General features: G+C 61.4%; 11 protein-coding genes and 4 tRNA genes. 12 read left to right on the forward strand and 3 right to left on the reverse strand.

All coding sequences use genetic code 11. The annotated features are described in order from the left end of the window. Positions 1-171: 171 nt before the first annotated feature. The 5 genes from gltX (at position 172) to ACVWVP_RS14265 (ending at position 2,311) form a co-directional block, all read left to right on the forward strand. Positions 172-1,653, forward strand: coding sequence for a glutamate--tRNA ligase (gene gltX, locus ACVWVP_RS14245; RefSeq protein WP_058427800.1), 1,482 nt, complete (start codon positions 172-174; stop codon positions 1,651-1,653). Positions 1,654-1,800: 147 nt separating this feature from the next. Then, positions 1,801-1,876 (forward strand) — tRNA-Ala (locus tag ACVWVP_RS14250). A gap of 78 nt (positions 1,877-1,954) precedes the next feature. Then, a tRNA-Glu gene (locus ACVWVP_RS14255) sits at positions 1,955-2,030 on the forward strand. Positions 2,031-2,080: 50 nt separating this feature from the next. Continuing rightward, positions 2,081-2,156: transfer RNA gene (locus tag ACVWVP_RS14260), tRNA-Ala, on the forward strand. A gap of 79 nt (positions 2,157-2,235) precedes the next feature. After that, positions 2,236-2,311 (forward strand) — tRNA-Glu (locus ACVWVP_RS14265). Positions 2,312-2,401: 90 nt separating this feature from the next. Here ACVWVP_RS14265 and ACVWVP_RS14270 read toward each other — a convergent pair. Beyond that, positions 2,402-2,962, reverse strand: coding sequence for a hypothetical protein (locus tag ACVWVP_RS14270; protein WP_259173694.1), 561 nt, complete (start codon positions 2,960-2,962; stop codon positions 2,402-2,404). Between the two features lie 160 nt (positions 2,963-3,122). Here ACVWVP_RS14270 and ACVWVP_RS14275 point away from each other — a divergent pair, with 160 nt between their 5' ends. The 5 genes from ACVWVP_RS14275 to ACVWVP_RS14295 all read left to right on the forward strand — a co-directional run bounded on the left by ACVWVP_RS14275 (position 3,123) and on the right by ACVWVP_RS14295 (position 7,403). Further along, on the forward strand, positions 3,123-3,662 hold the full coding sequence (locus ACVWVP_RS14275) for a TetR/AcrR family transcriptional regulator (protein WP_178924469.1): 540 nt from the start codon (positions 3,123-3,125) through the stop codon (positions 3,660-3,662). A 15-nt stretch (positions 3,663-3,677) separates the two neighbouring features. Then, positions 3,678-4,511: an alpha/beta hydrolase gene (locus ACVWVP_RS14280; protein ID WP_178924467.1), complete on the forward strand. Its 834-nt coding sequence runs from the start codon at positions 3,678-3,680 to the stop codon at positions 4,509-4,511. 39 nt (positions 4,512-4,550) lie between these two features. Then, the gene (locus tag ACVWVP_RS14285; RefSeq protein ID WP_259173690.1) at positions 4,551-4,982 is read left to right on the forward strand and encodes an acyl-CoA thioesterase; all 432 of its coding nucleotides are present in this window, start codon (positions 4,551-4,553) and stop codon (positions 4,980-4,982) included. A 66-nt stretch (positions 4,983-5,048) separates the two neighbouring features. Beyond that, positions 5,049-6,011: a tRNA dihydrouridine synthase gene (locus tag ACVWVP_RS14290; RefSeq protein WP_457406656.1), complete on the forward strand. Its 963-nt coding sequence runs from the start codon at positions 5,049-5,051 to the stop codon at positions 6,009-6,011. A 120-nt stretch (positions 6,012-6,131) separates the two neighbouring features. Continuing rightward, entirely contained in the window at positions 6,132-7,403 is a 1,272-nt protein-coding gene (locus tag ACVWVP_RS14295; protein ID WP_457406658.1) for a hypothetical protein, read from the forward strand. A gap of 3 nt (positions 7,404-7,406) precedes the next feature. Here the strand turns inward: ACVWVP_RS14295 and ACVWVP_RS14300 are convergent, their stop codons facing one another. Together ACVWVP_RS14300 and ACVWVP_RS14305 are read right to left on the reverse strand one after the other, a co-directional pair. Beyond that, a complete protein-coding gene (locus ACVWVP_RS14300; RefSeq protein ID WP_259173684.1) occupies positions 7,407-10,685 on the reverse strand; it encodes an EAL domain-containing protein in 3,279 nt (1,092 codons plus the stop codon). A 66-nt stretch (positions 10,686-10,751) separates the two neighbouring features. Further along, positions 10,752-11,642, reverse strand: coding sequence for a LysR family transcriptional regulator (locus ACVWVP_RS14305; protein ID WP_178924457.1), 891 nt, complete (start codon positions 11,640-11,642; stop codon positions 10,752-10,754). Between the two features lie 139 nt (positions 11,643-11,781). Between ACVWVP_RS14305 and leuC the strand changes: the two genes are divergently transcribed. Beyond that, entirely contained in the window at positions 11,782-13,200 is a 1,419-nt protein-coding gene (gene leuC, locus ACVWVP_RS14310; RefSeq protein ID WP_457406661.1) for a 3-isopropylmalate dehydratase large subunit, read from the forward strand. A 10-nt stretch (positions 13,201-13,210) separates the two neighbouring features. Next, positions 13,211-13,855 carry a 3-isopropylmalate dehydratase small subunit gene (leuD, locus tag ACVWVP_RS14315; protein WP_259173683.1) on the forward strand — a complete coding sequence of 215 codons (645 nt, stop codon included), beginning with the start codon at positions 13,211-13,213 and terminating at the stop codon, positions 13,853-13,855. Positions 13,856-13,950: the final 95 nt, after the last annotated feature.

Below are 13,950 nucleotides of genomic sequence, written 5' to 3' on the forward strand. Positions count from 1 at the left end.
GAGCAAGCCCGCTCCCACACTTGACCGCATTCTCATGTTGGAAATCGGTTGAATGTGGGAGCGGGCTTGCTCGCGAATGCAGGCACCTCGGTCTGCCAGAATCACCCAAGCTGGTGTTACCATTCGCCCCTTGTTTCAATTTTCAGATTTATCGCCCATTCGAGACCTGCCATGACCACCGTCCGCACGCGCATCGCGCCATCGCCTACTGGGGATCCCCACGTCGGCACTGCTTACATCGCCTTGTTCAACTACTGCTTTGCCAAGCAGCACGGCGGTGAATTCATCCTGCGGATCGAAGACACCGATCAACTGCGTTCCACCCGCGAGTCGGAACAGCAGATCTTCGATGCCCTGCGCTGGTTGGGCATTACCTGGGCCGAAGGCCCGGACGTCGGCGGCCCGCACGGCCCGTATCGCCAGAGCGAGCGCAGCGACATCTACAAGCAGTACACCCAGCAGCTGGTCGACATGGGCCATGCGTTCCCGTGCTTCTGCACGGCTGAAGAGCTGGACCAGATGCGCGCCGAGCAACAGGCCCGTGGCGAGACCCCGCGCTACGACGGCCGTGCGTTGCTGCTGTCCAAAGAAGAAGTGGCGCGCCGCCTGGCGGCCGGTGAACCCCATGTGATCCGCATGAAGGTGCCGAGCGAAGGCGTGTGCGTGGTGCCGGACATGCTGCGTGGCGACGTCGAGATCCCGTGGGACCGCATGGACATGCAGGTGCTGATGAAGACCGACGGCCTGCCGACGTACTTCCTGGCCAACGTGGTCGACGACCACCTGATGGGCATCACCCACGTGCTGCGTGGCGAAGAATGGCTGCCGTCGGCGCCGAAGCTGATCCTGCTCTACGAATATTTCGGTTGGGAACAGCCGCAACTGTGCTACATGCCGCTGCTGCGTAACCCGGACAAGAGCAAGCTGTCCAAGCGCAAGAACCCGACTTCGGTGACCTTCTACGAGCGCATGGGCTTCATGCCTGAGGCGATGCTCAACTACCTGGGCCGCATGGGCTGGTCGATGCCGGACGAGCGCGAGAAGTTCTCGCTGCAGGAAATGGTCGACAACTTTGACCTGTCCCGTGTGTCCCTGGGCGGGCCGATTTTCGATATCGAGAAGCTGTCGTGGCTCAACGGCCAATGGCTGCGTGACCTGCCGGTGGAAGAGTTCGCCAGCCGTGTGCAGCAGTGGGCGCTGAACCCTGAGTACATGATGAAGATCGCGCCGCTGGTGCAGGGCAGGGTGGAGACCTTCAGCCAGGTCGCGCCGTTGGCGAGTTTCTTCTTTGCCGGGGGCGTGAACCCGGATGCCAAGCTGTTCGAGTCCAAGAAGCTCTCGGGCGACCAGGTGCGCCAGTTGATGCAGTTGATCCTGTGGAAGCTCGAAAGCCTGCGCCAGTGGGAGAAGGACGCGATCACCGCGACGATCCAGGCGGTGGTGGAGTCCCTGGAGCTGAAGTTGCGTGATGCCATGCCGCTGATGTTTGCCGCGATCACCGGGCAGGCGAGTTCGGTGTCGGTGCTCGATGCGATGGAAATCCTCGGTCCGGACCTCACGCGTTTCCGTCTGCGCCAAGCCCTTGATTTGCTTGGTGGTGTGTCGAAGAAAGAAAACAAAGAGTGGGAAAAGCTGTTGGGCGCTATCGCTTAATCAGCCTGCTACAACGACGAAACCCCGGTTTTCCGGGGTTTCGCCGGTAAGTGATTGTTATCCCGGCAAAAAATTTTGAAAATTGTTGAAAATAAATTTGACACGTTTCCAAAGCGCCATTAAGATTCGCCCCGTCCTCACCGATGAGGGGCTATAGCTCAGCTGGGAGAGCGCTTGCATGGCATGCAAGAGGTCAACGGTTCGATCCCGTTTAGCTCCACCAATTTACAGGTTCAAGGTCTGGCCACACCGTCCTTGAATCGATCAGTTCTCAGCGCTGATCAGTTGTACAGAAGGTTTTGTCCCCTTCGTCTAGTGGCCTAGGACACCGCCCTTTCACGGCGGTAACAGGGGTTCGAGTCCCCTAGGGGACGCCAGTTTCAACAAGCAGTTCGAAAGGCCTGCTGCGTCGCGAGACGAAAAATCTGGGGCTATAGCTCAGCTGGGAGAGCGCTTGCATGGCATGCAAGAGGTCAACGGTTCGATCCCGTTTAGCTCCACCAATTTACAGGTTCAAGGTCTGGCCACACCGGCTTTGAATCGATCAGTTCTCAGCACTGATCAGTTGTATAGAAGGTTTGTGTCCCCTTCGTCTAGTGGCCTAGGACACCGCCCTTTCACGGCGGTAACAGGGGTTCGAGTCCCCTAGGGGACGCCACGATTACCCGCTCTGCGGGATTTTTAAGGGTCATTCAATTATTGAATGGCCCTTTTGTTTGTCTGGCGTTTGGGTTTTTACCTCACCTGGTTACGGCATTCGTCGAACCACATGGGCGGTGCGCAAGGATTTGTTGATGCGCGCCAGTTCCTGCGCAGGGCTGACTTCCGGGCCCTGGTTCTGGGCGTTGATCAGTGCGACGTTCCACATCTCCACGCGAATGCCGGGCAAGCGTGACAAGGCGCGCAGGCAGGCCTGGTCTTGCGGGTCGTTCGGGTGATAGATGTTGGCGGTCTCGATGACCAGCGTGGTATTCGGAAAGCGCAGCTGAATCTCTTCCATGTATTGCTTGAACAGCACGCAGCACTGGCGACACGGCGAGTTGTTGATGCTCACCACGATTTCCTGATAGCCCGCATCGAATACCCATTCATTGGCCCGCAGCGCCTCCAGGAAGTTGGCTTCAGCGTGCCCGTCCCGGTCGTTGAAGAATTTGCCGAACGGTTGGTTGCCCACGCCTTCGGCTTCGATCTTCGCGATCAGCACCGTGCGAAAACCGCTGATGAAGTTGGCCGTGTATTCATTGTCGAAAACATAGGGTGCCTCGCCCGCCACCCATGCGCAGTTCTCGTTTTGCTGCGTCCAGGCCATGACGTTCTCTCCGCTGTAGGGTGTGTTGCATCGACAACGGCTGAAGCGACGGTTTTATTCCATTATTTGCAGAGGGGGCGCTCAGACGAGCGGTCATGCTGGTGGCTTGCCAAATATTATTATGGTAATAATATTCAACCCATGAGAAACGGAGGCTTTGATGAGCGATAAAAAAGCGCAAACCCGCGAACGCATTCTGCAGGCTGCCAGTGCGGCGTTGATCCAGCGCGGCCCGGCCGAGCCGAGCGTCGGGGAAGTCATGGGAGCGGCAGGGCTCACCGTCGGTGGGTTCTACGCGCACTTTGAAAGCAAGGACGCGCTGATGTTGGAGGCTTTCACTCAACTGTTGGCCAAGCGCCGCGCGTCGATCGACGACATGGACGAGCAACTGACCGGTGAAGAGCGCAGGAGCCTGGTAGCCGCGTTCTACCTGTCGCGCAAGCACCGCGACTCCACGGCCCAGGCCTGCCCGATCCCCGCCACTGTCGGCGAGATGGCGCGCCTGCCGGACACCTTCCGCGACGCCTTGAACGAACACGTGGAGCTGATGGCCGCCCAATTGGCCGCCAGCCCCGAAGACACCGACAAGGCCCTGGCCGACATGGCGTTGATGATCGGTGGCCTGGCCCTGGCTCGCGCCTTGGGCCCGGGTGAGTTGTCCGACCGTGTGTTACGCGCAGCCAAGTCGGCCGTGCGCTAAGAGAGGATTCGCATCATGGGCGCCCTGACATGGATTCGTGGTTTCAATAACACCGTTGGCCGCCTGGCGCCGCACACGGTGGCGGGCAGAATGCGGCGTACCTTCATGACCCCGCGCGACCTGCCGCCGCGTGACTGGGAGCTGCCACTACTGGCGCAATCGGAGCGCATCACCTTGCGTTTCGGTCTGTCCGCCCTGCGTTGGGGGCAAGGTCCTGCGGTGCTGTTGATGCACGGCTGGGAAGGGCGCCCTACACAGTTTGCCAGCCTGATCACCGCCCTGGTGCAAAACGGGTATTCGGTGATTGCTTTGGATGGCCCGGCTCATGGTCGTTCGCCGGGGCGTGAGGCGCACGTGCTGCTGTTCGCCCGAGCCATGCTGGAGGCGGCCAATGAGTTGCCACCCTTGCACGCCGTGGTCGGTCACTCCATGGGCGGCGCCAGCGCGATGCTGGCGGTGCAACTGGGGTTGCGCACCGAGGCGCTGGTCAGTATTGCTGCGCCGTCGCGCTTTCTCGATGTGCTGCGCGGCTTTACCCGAATGGTGGGTTTGCCGCCGCGTGCGCGCTCGGCGTTTATCCAGGAGGTCGAGCTGACCTTCGGCATGCCGCTCAAGCACCTGGATGTGGCTCACTACCAGATGAATATGCCCGGCCTGATCGTGCACGCCGAAGACGACACGTTCGTACCGGTCAAGGCGTCCCAGGCCATCCACGAGGCCTGGTTCGACAGCCGCCTGCTGCGCCTGGAACAGGGCGGGCACCAGCGCGTGCTGGCCGATCCCCGCGTGATCGAGGGCGTATTGGCCCTGCTGGCCGGTCGTCGTGTGCAGGAGCGGCAAACCGCCTGATACACTGCTCCCGCCGACATCAATCGACTGGAGCAAGGCATGGGCTGGGATCTGGCAACACCGTTTATCATCGACCTGCAGGTCGCCGCTGAAGACATCGACGGCCTGGGGCACGCCAATAACGCGGTGTACGTGTCCTGGCTGGAGCGCTGCGCGTGGCGCCATTCCCAGCGCCTGGGGCTGGACCTTACCGAGTACCGCCGCCTGGACCGTGCCATGGCCGTGGTGCGCCATGAGATCGACTACCTGGCCGCCGGCTATGAGGGCGACGAGCTGCAACTGGCCACCTGGATCGTCGACTGGGACCAGCGCCTGAAAATGACCCGTCGCTTCCAGCTGATGCGCCCTCGCGATGGCGCGACCCTGCTGCGTGCGCAAACCACCTTTGTGTGCATCGAACTGTCCACTGGCAAGCCCAAGCGCATGCCGCCCGAGTTCCTCGACGGTTACGGCCCGGCGCTGCGCAACTGACGGGGGGTTAGCGGTTGCGGTGGGAAACCCAGTAAACTGCGCCACGATTTTTGTTGAGTGTTTTCCATGCAAATTGCTTTGGCGCCCATGGAGGGGTTGGTCGACAACATCCTGCGGGACGTGCTGACCCGTGTCGGCGGTATCGACTGGTGTGTGACCGAGTTCATCCGCATCAATGATCGCCTGCTCACCCCGGCCTATTTTCACAAGCTTGCCCCGGAGCTGCTGCACGGTGCCCACACCGCGGCGGGTGTGCCACTGCGCGTGCAATTGCTCGGCTCCGACCCGGTGTGCCTGGCGGAAAACGCCGCCCTGGCCTGTGAGCTGGGTTCGCAAGTGATCGACCTGAACTTCGGCTGCCCCGCCAAGACGGTGAACAAGTCTCGTGGCGGTGCGGTGCTGCTCAAGGAGCCGGAGTTGCTCAATCAGATCGTTGAGCACGTACGTCGTGCGGTGCCTGCGCACATCCCTGTGACTGCCAAGATGCGCCTGGGCTTCGACAGCCCGGACGGCGCGCTGGTGTGCGCCACGGCCCTGGCCGAAGGCGGCGCGGCGCATATCGTGGTGCATGCGCGCACCAAGACCGATGGCTACAAGCCGCCCGCCCATTGGGAGTGGATCCCGCGTGTGCAGGACGTGGTCAAGGTGCCGGTATTCGCCAATGGCGACATCTGGAGTGTCGAAGACTGGAAGCGCTGCCGTGAAGTCAGTGGCGCCGAAGACATCATGCTCGGCCGTGGCCTGGTGGCACGTCCCGACCTGGCGCGCCAGATTGCCGCCGCGCGCGCCGGCGAAGAGGTGGTGGAAATGACCTGGGCGCAGATGCAACCCATGCTCCAGGATTTCTGGACCCAATCGGTCGAGCAACTGACCGAGCGCCAGGCGCCGGGCCGCTTGAAACAATGGCTGGCAATGTTGACACGCAACTACCCCGAGGCGGTGGAGCTGTTCACGGCCTTGCGCCGGGAGACCGAGCTGGAGCAGGTCAGCCGCTTGCTGGGCATGCCACATCCCGCCGTCGCGGCGTAGCGATACCTCTTCAAGAAAGGGCGCCATTGGCGCCCTTTTCTTATTGTGAAATGGGATGGTCGGAACCGAATAACGCTGGAGCCCACGAACCTCGGGTACATCCCTCAGGAATCATGGTTCATGAATGCTCCGGTATTAAACGCCCCCGCTTTTGCATCACCGCCTCAGTACCCGTTCTCCGCGGGGCAGCCTTCAGTGCCGGTGGCGGAAAAAACCACCAACTGGGCTAACGCTTTTAATGTCGCCGAGCGACGGTTTGGTGAGAACTTTGACGGCACAAGCCATGCTGCCGTGATCAAAATGATGATGGCGACACTGGGTCCTGCGCCGGCCGACATGTTCGATCAAGTCACGTCTTCTGGTAGCGGCTACGACGTGACGATGAAAGATGAATTCAAAGTGCATGTCTCGCAGGATGAATTGAGCCAAGTGGCCCAGGCATCGAGGTTTGGTGGTGATGACGTTGAGGTGGTCAGGGCTGCCAACTTTGCATTGGCGGTCTTTGTGAAACGCAAGCAGAGCGTCGGGGGGTATGCGAGTTTTGCGGCGGCGCTGGCCAAGACGCTCCAGGGTGAAACCACATTGAGATGCTTGCAGGGGATGGGGGTGTATGGCCTGTCCCAATATGTGTCGCCGGGTGAGATGGTGGGCGAGGGCGTGGTGGCGGTGATGGGTACCCACAACTTTGGCAGCACATTGGTCGTGGACGGGGTCGGTCGCCGCGATGGCTTTCCAATGCCAGTCGGTAATCGCTATGGCTACAGATTGTTCCCCAGTACTTCGCGGTCGAGTTCGGCTGGGGCAGTGCCCACCAGTGAAAAGCCTAAGAATATCTGGAGCGGCTTTTATCAGGGCGCCAATGGCAATTGCGCGACAGTGTCGGCGATCAAGGCTGCGATGATGAGATTTGGGCAGAAACCGAAGGATATTTTTCGTACGGTGACTGAGCGCCCCGAGGGTTTTGAAGTCACTATGCGCGACGGCTTCCCCTTAACGCTTACTCATGAAGAACTGGCCAAGGCCAGGCGGGTGTCGCAATTGACGGGGGCTGATCCGGCGTTGCTGGAGGATGCCAACTTCTTGTATGCGGTGAGCGCAAAGCGAGCGCAATCGGAGAACAACGACTTTCGCGCAAGGCAGAGTTTCGAAGTGGCCATGCAGACGCTCAACGACGGTGATTTCCCTGGTAATGCACTGCGCCGATTGGGCTTGTTTGCCTACATACGCGAAAGCAATGCGGAGGAACTGGCCAAGGGCGCCATTGGTACCTTGGCCGGTAATGGGCATTCAGTGGCCGTGATTGATGGCGCCCTCGACCTGTTTGGGAAGAAGGAAAGCCTTCTTTCATCGAGTTGGATGAGCAATAGTTTGTGGGCGCAGAAGTTGGTATGACGGCTACCCCAACAACCGCCTGAACCCCTCGATCGGCAACGGCCGGCTATGCAAATACCCCTGGAACACGTGGCAACCCAGCCTCTGCAAAAACGCCAATTGTTCCGGGGTTTCCACGCCCTCGGCGATCACCTCCAGGTTCAAGCTGCGGGCCATGGCTACGATGGCGCGGATGATTTCGGCGTCGTTGGGGTCGTGGGTTGCATCGCGCACAAACGATTGGTCGATCTTCAGCGCATCCACCGGCAGGCGCTTGAGGTAGGTGAGCGAGGAGTAGCCGGTACCGAAGTCATCCATCGCAAAACTCACGCCGAGTTTTTTCAGGCGGCGCATCTTGGCTACGGTGTCGTCCAGGTTCTGGATCACGATGCCTTCGGTGATCTCCAGTTTCAGCAGGCTGCACGGCAGCTGGTGCTGGCTGAGGCTGCGCTGCACCCGTTCCACAAAGTCGTTCTGGCGAAACTGGCGCGGGCTGATGTTCACGCACAGGCTGAACTTCAGCGGGTCTACCAGTCCGTCGGCGATCAATTGCTGAAAGGCGGCACACGCTTCGTCGAGGATCCAGGTGCCCACTTCCAGGATCAGGCCGCTGTCTTCCAGCACTTTGATGAATTCCGTGGGCGATTGCGCGCCCAGTTGCGGGTGCTGCCAGCGCACCAGGGCTTCGGCGCCGATGATCTTGTTGCCACGCGCATCCACCTGAGGCTGGTAATGCACGCTGAACTCGCCACGTGACAAGGCCAGGCGCAGGTCGGTTTCCATGCGCAGGCGTTCGCTGGCGGTTTTCTGCATGCTGTTGTGGAACATCTGCGTGGTGTTGCGCCCCGAATCCTTGGCGCGGTACAGGGCAATGTCGGCGCGCTTGAGCAGGTCGGCCGGGGTGGAGCCGTGATCGGGGATCAGCGCCACGCCAATGCTCGGCGTGACCTGCAGGCGGTGGCCGTCGAGGAACATCGGTTCCGAGAGCAGCTCGCGCAAGGTGTCGGCCAGTTCCTGCACCTGGGCGCTGACTTCGGTGCGCGTGCCGTCCAGGCCGCTGAGCAGCACCACGAACTCGTCGCCGCCCAGGCGCGCCACGGTGTCTTCCATGCGCACGCTGGCTTCCAGGCGCGCGGTGACGATTTTCAACACGGTGTCGCCCACCGGGTGCCCGAGCGAATCGTTGATGTGCTTGAAGTGGTCCAGGTCCAGGAACAGCAGGGCGCCGCGCAGGTTGTGACGCTTGAGCAGGGCGATCTGCTGGCTCAGGCGGTCCATCAGCAGGGCGCGATTGGGCAGGTTGGTCAGCGGGTCGTGGTAGGCCAGGTGGCGGATCTGCGCCTGGGCATTTTTCAGCAGGCTCACGTCGCGGGCGGTCAGCAGCAGGCAGGGCGTCTCGTTGAGGGTAATCGGTTCTACCGACACTTCCACCGCCAGCAACTCGCCGCGCTTGTTATGCCAGAGCATTTCCAGGTGATGGATGCGCCCCTTGATCTGCAACTCGGCCAGCAGCGCAGCGCGCTGGTTTTCATCGGCCCAGATGCCGATCTGGTACAGGGTGAGGCCGATGGCTTCTTCGGCGCGATAACCGGTCAGTCGGCAGAACCCGTCATTGACCTCCACGTACCGGCCGGTATCGCGCTCGGTGATGGAAATGGCGTCGGGGCTGGAATGGAAGGCCTTGGCGAACTTCTCTTCACTGGCCTTCAGCGCCGCTTCCGAACGCTGTTGCTGGGTAATGTCGCGCAAGGTGGTGACGATGCACGGCTGGTCGCCGACCTTGATCAGCCGGCTGGAAATCACGCAGGTCAGGCTCTGGCCGTTCTTGTGATGCACCACAATCGCCACATTGCTCAACGATTGCTCGCGAATCACTCGCTCGATGCGCTGCAGGCGTTTGCTGGAGTCGTCCCACAGGCCGATCTGGTCGGCGCTCTTGTCGATGACCTCGGCGGCTGTCCAGCCGAACGTCTGGGTAAAGGCGGGGTTGATCTCGATGAATTCGCCGCTGTCCAAGCACGTGACGCAAATGGGGTCGGGGCTGGCCTGGAACAGGCTGGCGAACTTTTCTTCGGAAGCAGTCAGGCGTTGCTCGCGTTCCACCTGGTCGGTGATGTCCAACAAGGTGCCGGCCATGCGCAGCGGCTTGCCGGCGTCATCGCGGTACAGGCGTGCGCGGCTTTCCAGATAGCGCGGGCTGCCGTCCTCCATCAGCACGCGATAGGTCAGTTGATAGTTACCTTCAGGGCCTTCGCGCAGGCTGCGGTAGGCGTTGCGCATGCCTTCGCGGTCTTCATCGGACATGCCCTCGAAAAATGCATCGAAGGATTCATGGAAGGGTTCGGGCGGCAGGCCGTGCAATTGGGCGGCGCGGGCCGAGCCGTAGAGCATGCCGGTGGGGATGTGCCAGTCCCAGGTGCCCAACTGCGCCGAGTCCAGGGCCAGGTCGAGGCGCTCCTGGCTGTCCTTGAGGGCCTGCTCGGCGTTTTTGCGCTCGGTGGTGTCCAGGAACGTACTGATCAGGTAGGCCTCGCCCTCCAGCTCGACTTTCTGCGCGCTGAGGGTGCCATCGTGGATCTGGCCGTTGCTGGCACAAAACTGCACCTCCATGGTGATCGGCTCGCCTTTGCGCTGGGTCGCCTTGACCAGCAGCGCACGCTGTTCGGGGTGGCGCCACAGGCCAAGGTCGAGGGTGGTACGGCCGATGACGTCGGCGACCGGCCAACCGAACAGCATCTCGAAATACTGGTTGGCCTCGCTGATCAGGCCGTCGGACTGGCGGGTGAGCAACACCATGTTCGGGCACAGGTGAAACAGCGTGGCGAAGCGTTTTTCGGAGTGGCCAAGGGCATTTTCCCGTTCGCGCTGGTGGGTGATTTCGCGGATCACCCCGATCATGCGACGGCGGCCGGCCTTGTCTGGCGCCAGGCTGCCGTTGATTTCCAGCCAGTGCAGGCTGCCGTCGGGCCATTGGATGCGGTGGTGCATGGCCTGCTCGAACGGTTCGCCGGCCAGCACGGCATGAAAGGCCCGCACCACACGGGCACTGTCTTCGGGGGCGAGCAGGTCGAGGTAGTCCAGGTCCTTGGGCAGCGGCTGCCGGGGGTCGAAGCCGAACAGCGCCTGGGTGCCCCGCGACCAGCTGATGCGCCCGCTGTCGATTTCCCAGCACCATGCACCCAGCCGGGCAGCGTTCAGCGCTGCCAGCAGCTGTGGGGCGCTGTCCCAGCTCTGTTCCGCCTCTTGAGGGTCAAGGGCGTAGATGCGGGGCAGGGGTGGCACGGAATCGACGGGGTTGCGCATTATCAAAGGGCCTTGGCTCGATGGGCGTTCGGCGCGGGTTGGTTCAGGCCTTGAGGCCGCACAGCTTCATGCCGGTATCCCTGGCAGATCGACCTGTGCATCCAATAGGCTCATGAAAGCCCGCGCAGCGTTCGACAGCGTCCTTTCGGTGTGCACGATATAGCCTAGCTGGCGACTGAGCTGTATGCCCGGCAAAGCGATACTTGCCACCTGATCATCGAGCATGGTGCGCGGCAACACGCTCCAGGCCAGGCCGATGGAGACCATCATCTTGATAGTTTCCAGGTAGTTAGTGCTCATCGCGATGTTCGGCGTGAGGCCCTGGGCTTCGAACAGCCGGCTGACAATATGGTGGGTAAAGGTGTTGCCACCGGGGAAAACTGCCGGGTGCTTGGCGATATCCGCCAGGCTGACGGTGCCGTTGCTGGTGAGGCTGTGTTCCGGCGCGACCACGAAATCCAGCGGGTCATCCCAGACCGGCGTGGCGCGGACGAGGTTGTGCGGGTCGGGCGCCAAGGTGATCACCGCCACTTCGGCGCGGCCGTGGAGGATTTCTTCGTAGGCCACTTCCGAATCGAGGAACTGAATATCCAGCGCCACGTTGGGGTATTCCCGGGTAAAGGTGCGCAGCACCGGGGGCAGGCGGTGCAAGCCAATGTGATGGCTGGTGGCCAGAGTGAGCCGCCCGCTGACTTCGCCGGTGAGGTTGGTGAGGGCGCGGCGGGTGTCATCCAGCACGTTGAGGATCTGATAGGCGCGGGGCAGCAAGGCCCGCCCGGCCTCGGTCAGGCCGACTTCACGGCCCAGGCGATCAAACAGGCGCACCTTCAATTGTTGCTCAAGGCCGGCAATGCGCTTGCTGATGGCCGGTTGGGTCAGGTGCAGGCGTTCGCCGGCGCCGGAGAAGCTGCCGGTCTCGGCGATGGCGATAAAGGCATTGAGGTTGGCCAGGTCCATTGCTGTATTCCAGTTGGTAATCCAAAGCATAAAAAATATGAATTTGAGTTATTTAATGTAGCGCCATACCATCAGCCTCACAAGCCAAAGGGTTATTGAAAAGCCCGGCGTATGAAACACCGCTGATGAGGACCGACTGATGGCCGGCAAAACGCTTTACGACAAGCTTTGGGATTCCCATGAAGTGAAACGGCGCGACGATGGTTCGTCGCTGATCTATATCGACCGTCACATCATCCATGAAGTGACCTCGCCCCAAGCGTTCGAAGGCCTGCGGCTGGCCGGGCGCAAGCCTTGGCGCGTCGACTCCATCATCGCCACACCGGACCACAACGTACCGACCACTCCCGAGCGCAAAGGCGGCATCGACGCCATCGCCGACCAGGTGTCGCGCTTGCAGGTGCAGACCCTCGACGACTACTGCGACGAATATGGCATCACCGAATTCAAGATGAATGACGTGCGTCAAGGGATCGTTCACGTGATCGGCCCGGAGCAGGGTGCCACCTTGCCGGGCATGACCGTGGTCTGCGGTGACTCCCACACCTCCACCCACGGTGCGTTCGGCGCCTTGGCCCATGGCATCGGCACTTCCGAGGTGGAACATGTGTTCGCCACCCAGTGCCTGGTCGCCAAAAAGATGAAGAACATGTTGGTCAAGGTCGAGGGCACCTTGCCGTTCGGCGTGACCGCCAAGGACATCGTGCTCGCCGTGATCGGCAAGATCGGCACCGCCGGCGGTAATGGCCACGCCATCGAGTTCGCCGGCAGCGCGATCCGCGACCTCTCCATCGAAGGCCGCATGACCATCTGCAACATGTCCATCGAAGCCGGTGCCCGCGTGGGCATGGTGGCGGCGGACGAAAAGACCGTTGAATACGTAAAAGGCCGTCCATTCGCTCCGCAAGGTGCCGATTGGGAGGCCGCTGTCGAAGCCTGGAAAGACCTGGTCTCCGACGCCGATGCGGTGTTCGACACCGTGGTCGAGCTCGACGCTACCCAGATCAAGCCGCAAGTCAGCTGGGGCACCTCGCCGGAAATGGTGTTGGCCGTCGACCAGAACGTGCCGGACCCGGCCAAGGAAACCGACCTGGTCAAGCGCGGTTCCATCGAGCGCGCCTTGAAGTACATGGGCTTGCAGGCCAACCAGGCGATCACCGATATCCAGTTGGATCGCGTGTTCATCGGTTCCTGCACCAACTCGCGGATCGAAGACCTGCGCGCCGCAGCCGTCATCGCCAAAGGCCGCAAAGTGGCCTCGACCATCAAGCAAGCCATCGTGGTGCCGGGTTCGGGCCTGGTGAAAGCGCAAGCCGAAGCCGAAGGCCTGGACAAGATCTTCCTCGAAGCCGGTTTTGAATGGCGCGAGCCAGGCTGCTCGATGTGCCTGGCGATGAACCCGGACCGTTTGGAGTCGGGCGAGCATTGCGCCTCCACCTCCAACCGTAACTTCGAAGGGCGCCAGGGCGCCGGTGGGCGTACTCACCTGGTCAGCCCGGCCATGGCCGCTGCCGCTGCCGTCAACGGTCGTTTCATCGACGTTCGCGAATTGATCTGAGGAATACCCGATGCGTGCTTTTACCCAACACACCGGCCTTGTCGCCCCTTTGGATCGTGCCAACGTCGACACTGACCAGATCATCCCCAAGCAGTTCTTGAAGTCGATCAAGCGCACCGGTTTCGGCCCCAACCTGTTCGACGAGTGGCGCTACCTGGACGTGGGTTACGCCTACCAGGACAACTCCAAGCGCCCGCTGAACAAGGACTTCGTGCTCAACGCCGAACGCTACCAAGGCGCCAGCGTGCTGCTGGCCCGCGAGAACTTCGGTTGCGGCTCCAGCCGTGAACACGCGCCATGGGCCCTGGAAGAATATGGCTTTCGCAGCATCATCGCGCCGAGCTATGCCGACATCTTCTTCAACAACAGCTTCAAGAACGGCTTGCTGCCGATCATCTTGAGCGATGCCGAAGTGGATGAGCTGTTCAAGCAAGTGGAGGCCGAGGAGGGCTACCAGCTCACCGTCGACCTGGCCGCGCAGACCGTGACCCGTCCGGATGGCAAGGTGTATCACTTTGAAGTGGACGCTTTCCGCAAGCACTGCCTGCTCAATGGCCTGGACGACATCGGCCTGACCTTGCAGGACGGCGACGCGATTGCCGCGTTTGAAGCCAAGCACCGGGCGAGCCAGCCTTGGTTGTTTCGCGATGCTTGATTGGCGGTAGACCGTGCAGGCCCCATCGCGGGCAAGCCTGGCTCCCACATTGGAATGCATTCCAACTGTAGGAGCTGGCTTGCCGGCGATAGCGC

This window comes from Pseudomonas sp. TE24901 (assembly GCF_054058375.1).

Excerpts from the sequence above, each read along its gene's own strand:
- ACVWVP_RS14305 (WP_178924457.1), bottom strand. The coding sequence starts at position 11,642 with ATGGACCTGGCCAACCTCAATGCCTTTATCGCCATCGCCGAGACCGGC.
- ACVWVP_RS14275 (WP_178924469.1), top strand. The coding sequence starts at position 3,123 with ATGAGCGATAAAAAAGCGCAAACCCGCGAACGCATTCTGCAGGCTGCC.
- ACVWVP_RS14290 (WP_457406656.1), top strand. The coding sequence starts at position 5,049 with ATGCAAATTGCTTTGGCGCCCATGGAGGGGTTGGTCGACAACATCCTG.
- ACVWVP_RS14285 (WP_259173690.1), top strand. The coding sequence starts at position 4,551 with ATGGGCTGGGATCTGGCAACACCGTTTATCATCGACCTGCAGGTCGCC.
- leuD (WP_259173683.1), top strand. The coding sequence starts at position 13,211 with ATGCGTGCTTTTACCCAACACACCGGCCTTGTCGCCCCTTTGGATCGT.
- leuC (WP_457406661.1), top strand. The coding sequence starts at position 11,782 with ATGGCCGGCAAAACGCTTTACGACAAGCTTTGGGATTCCCATGAAGTG.
- ACVWVP_RS14300 (WP_259173684.1), bottom strand. The coding sequence starts at position 10,685 with ATGCGCAACCCCGTCGATTCCGTGCCACCCCTGCCCCGCATCTACGCC.
- ACVWVP_RS14280 (WP_178924467.1), top strand. The coding sequence starts at position 3,678 with ATGGGCGCCCTGACATGGATTCGTGGTTTCAATAACACCGTTGGCCGC.
- ACVWVP_RS14295 (WP_457406658.1), top strand. The coding sequence starts at position 6,132 with ATGAATGCTCCGGTATTAAACGCCCCCGCTTTTGCATCACCGCCTCAG.
- gltX (WP_058427800.1), top strand. The coding sequence starts at position 172 with ATGACCACCGTCCGCACGCGCATCGCGCCATCGCCTACTGGGGATCCC.
- ACVWVP_RS14270 (WP_259173694.1), bottom strand. The coding sequence starts at position 2,962 with ATGGCCTGGACGCAGCAAAACGAGAACTGCGCATGGGTGGCGGGCGAG.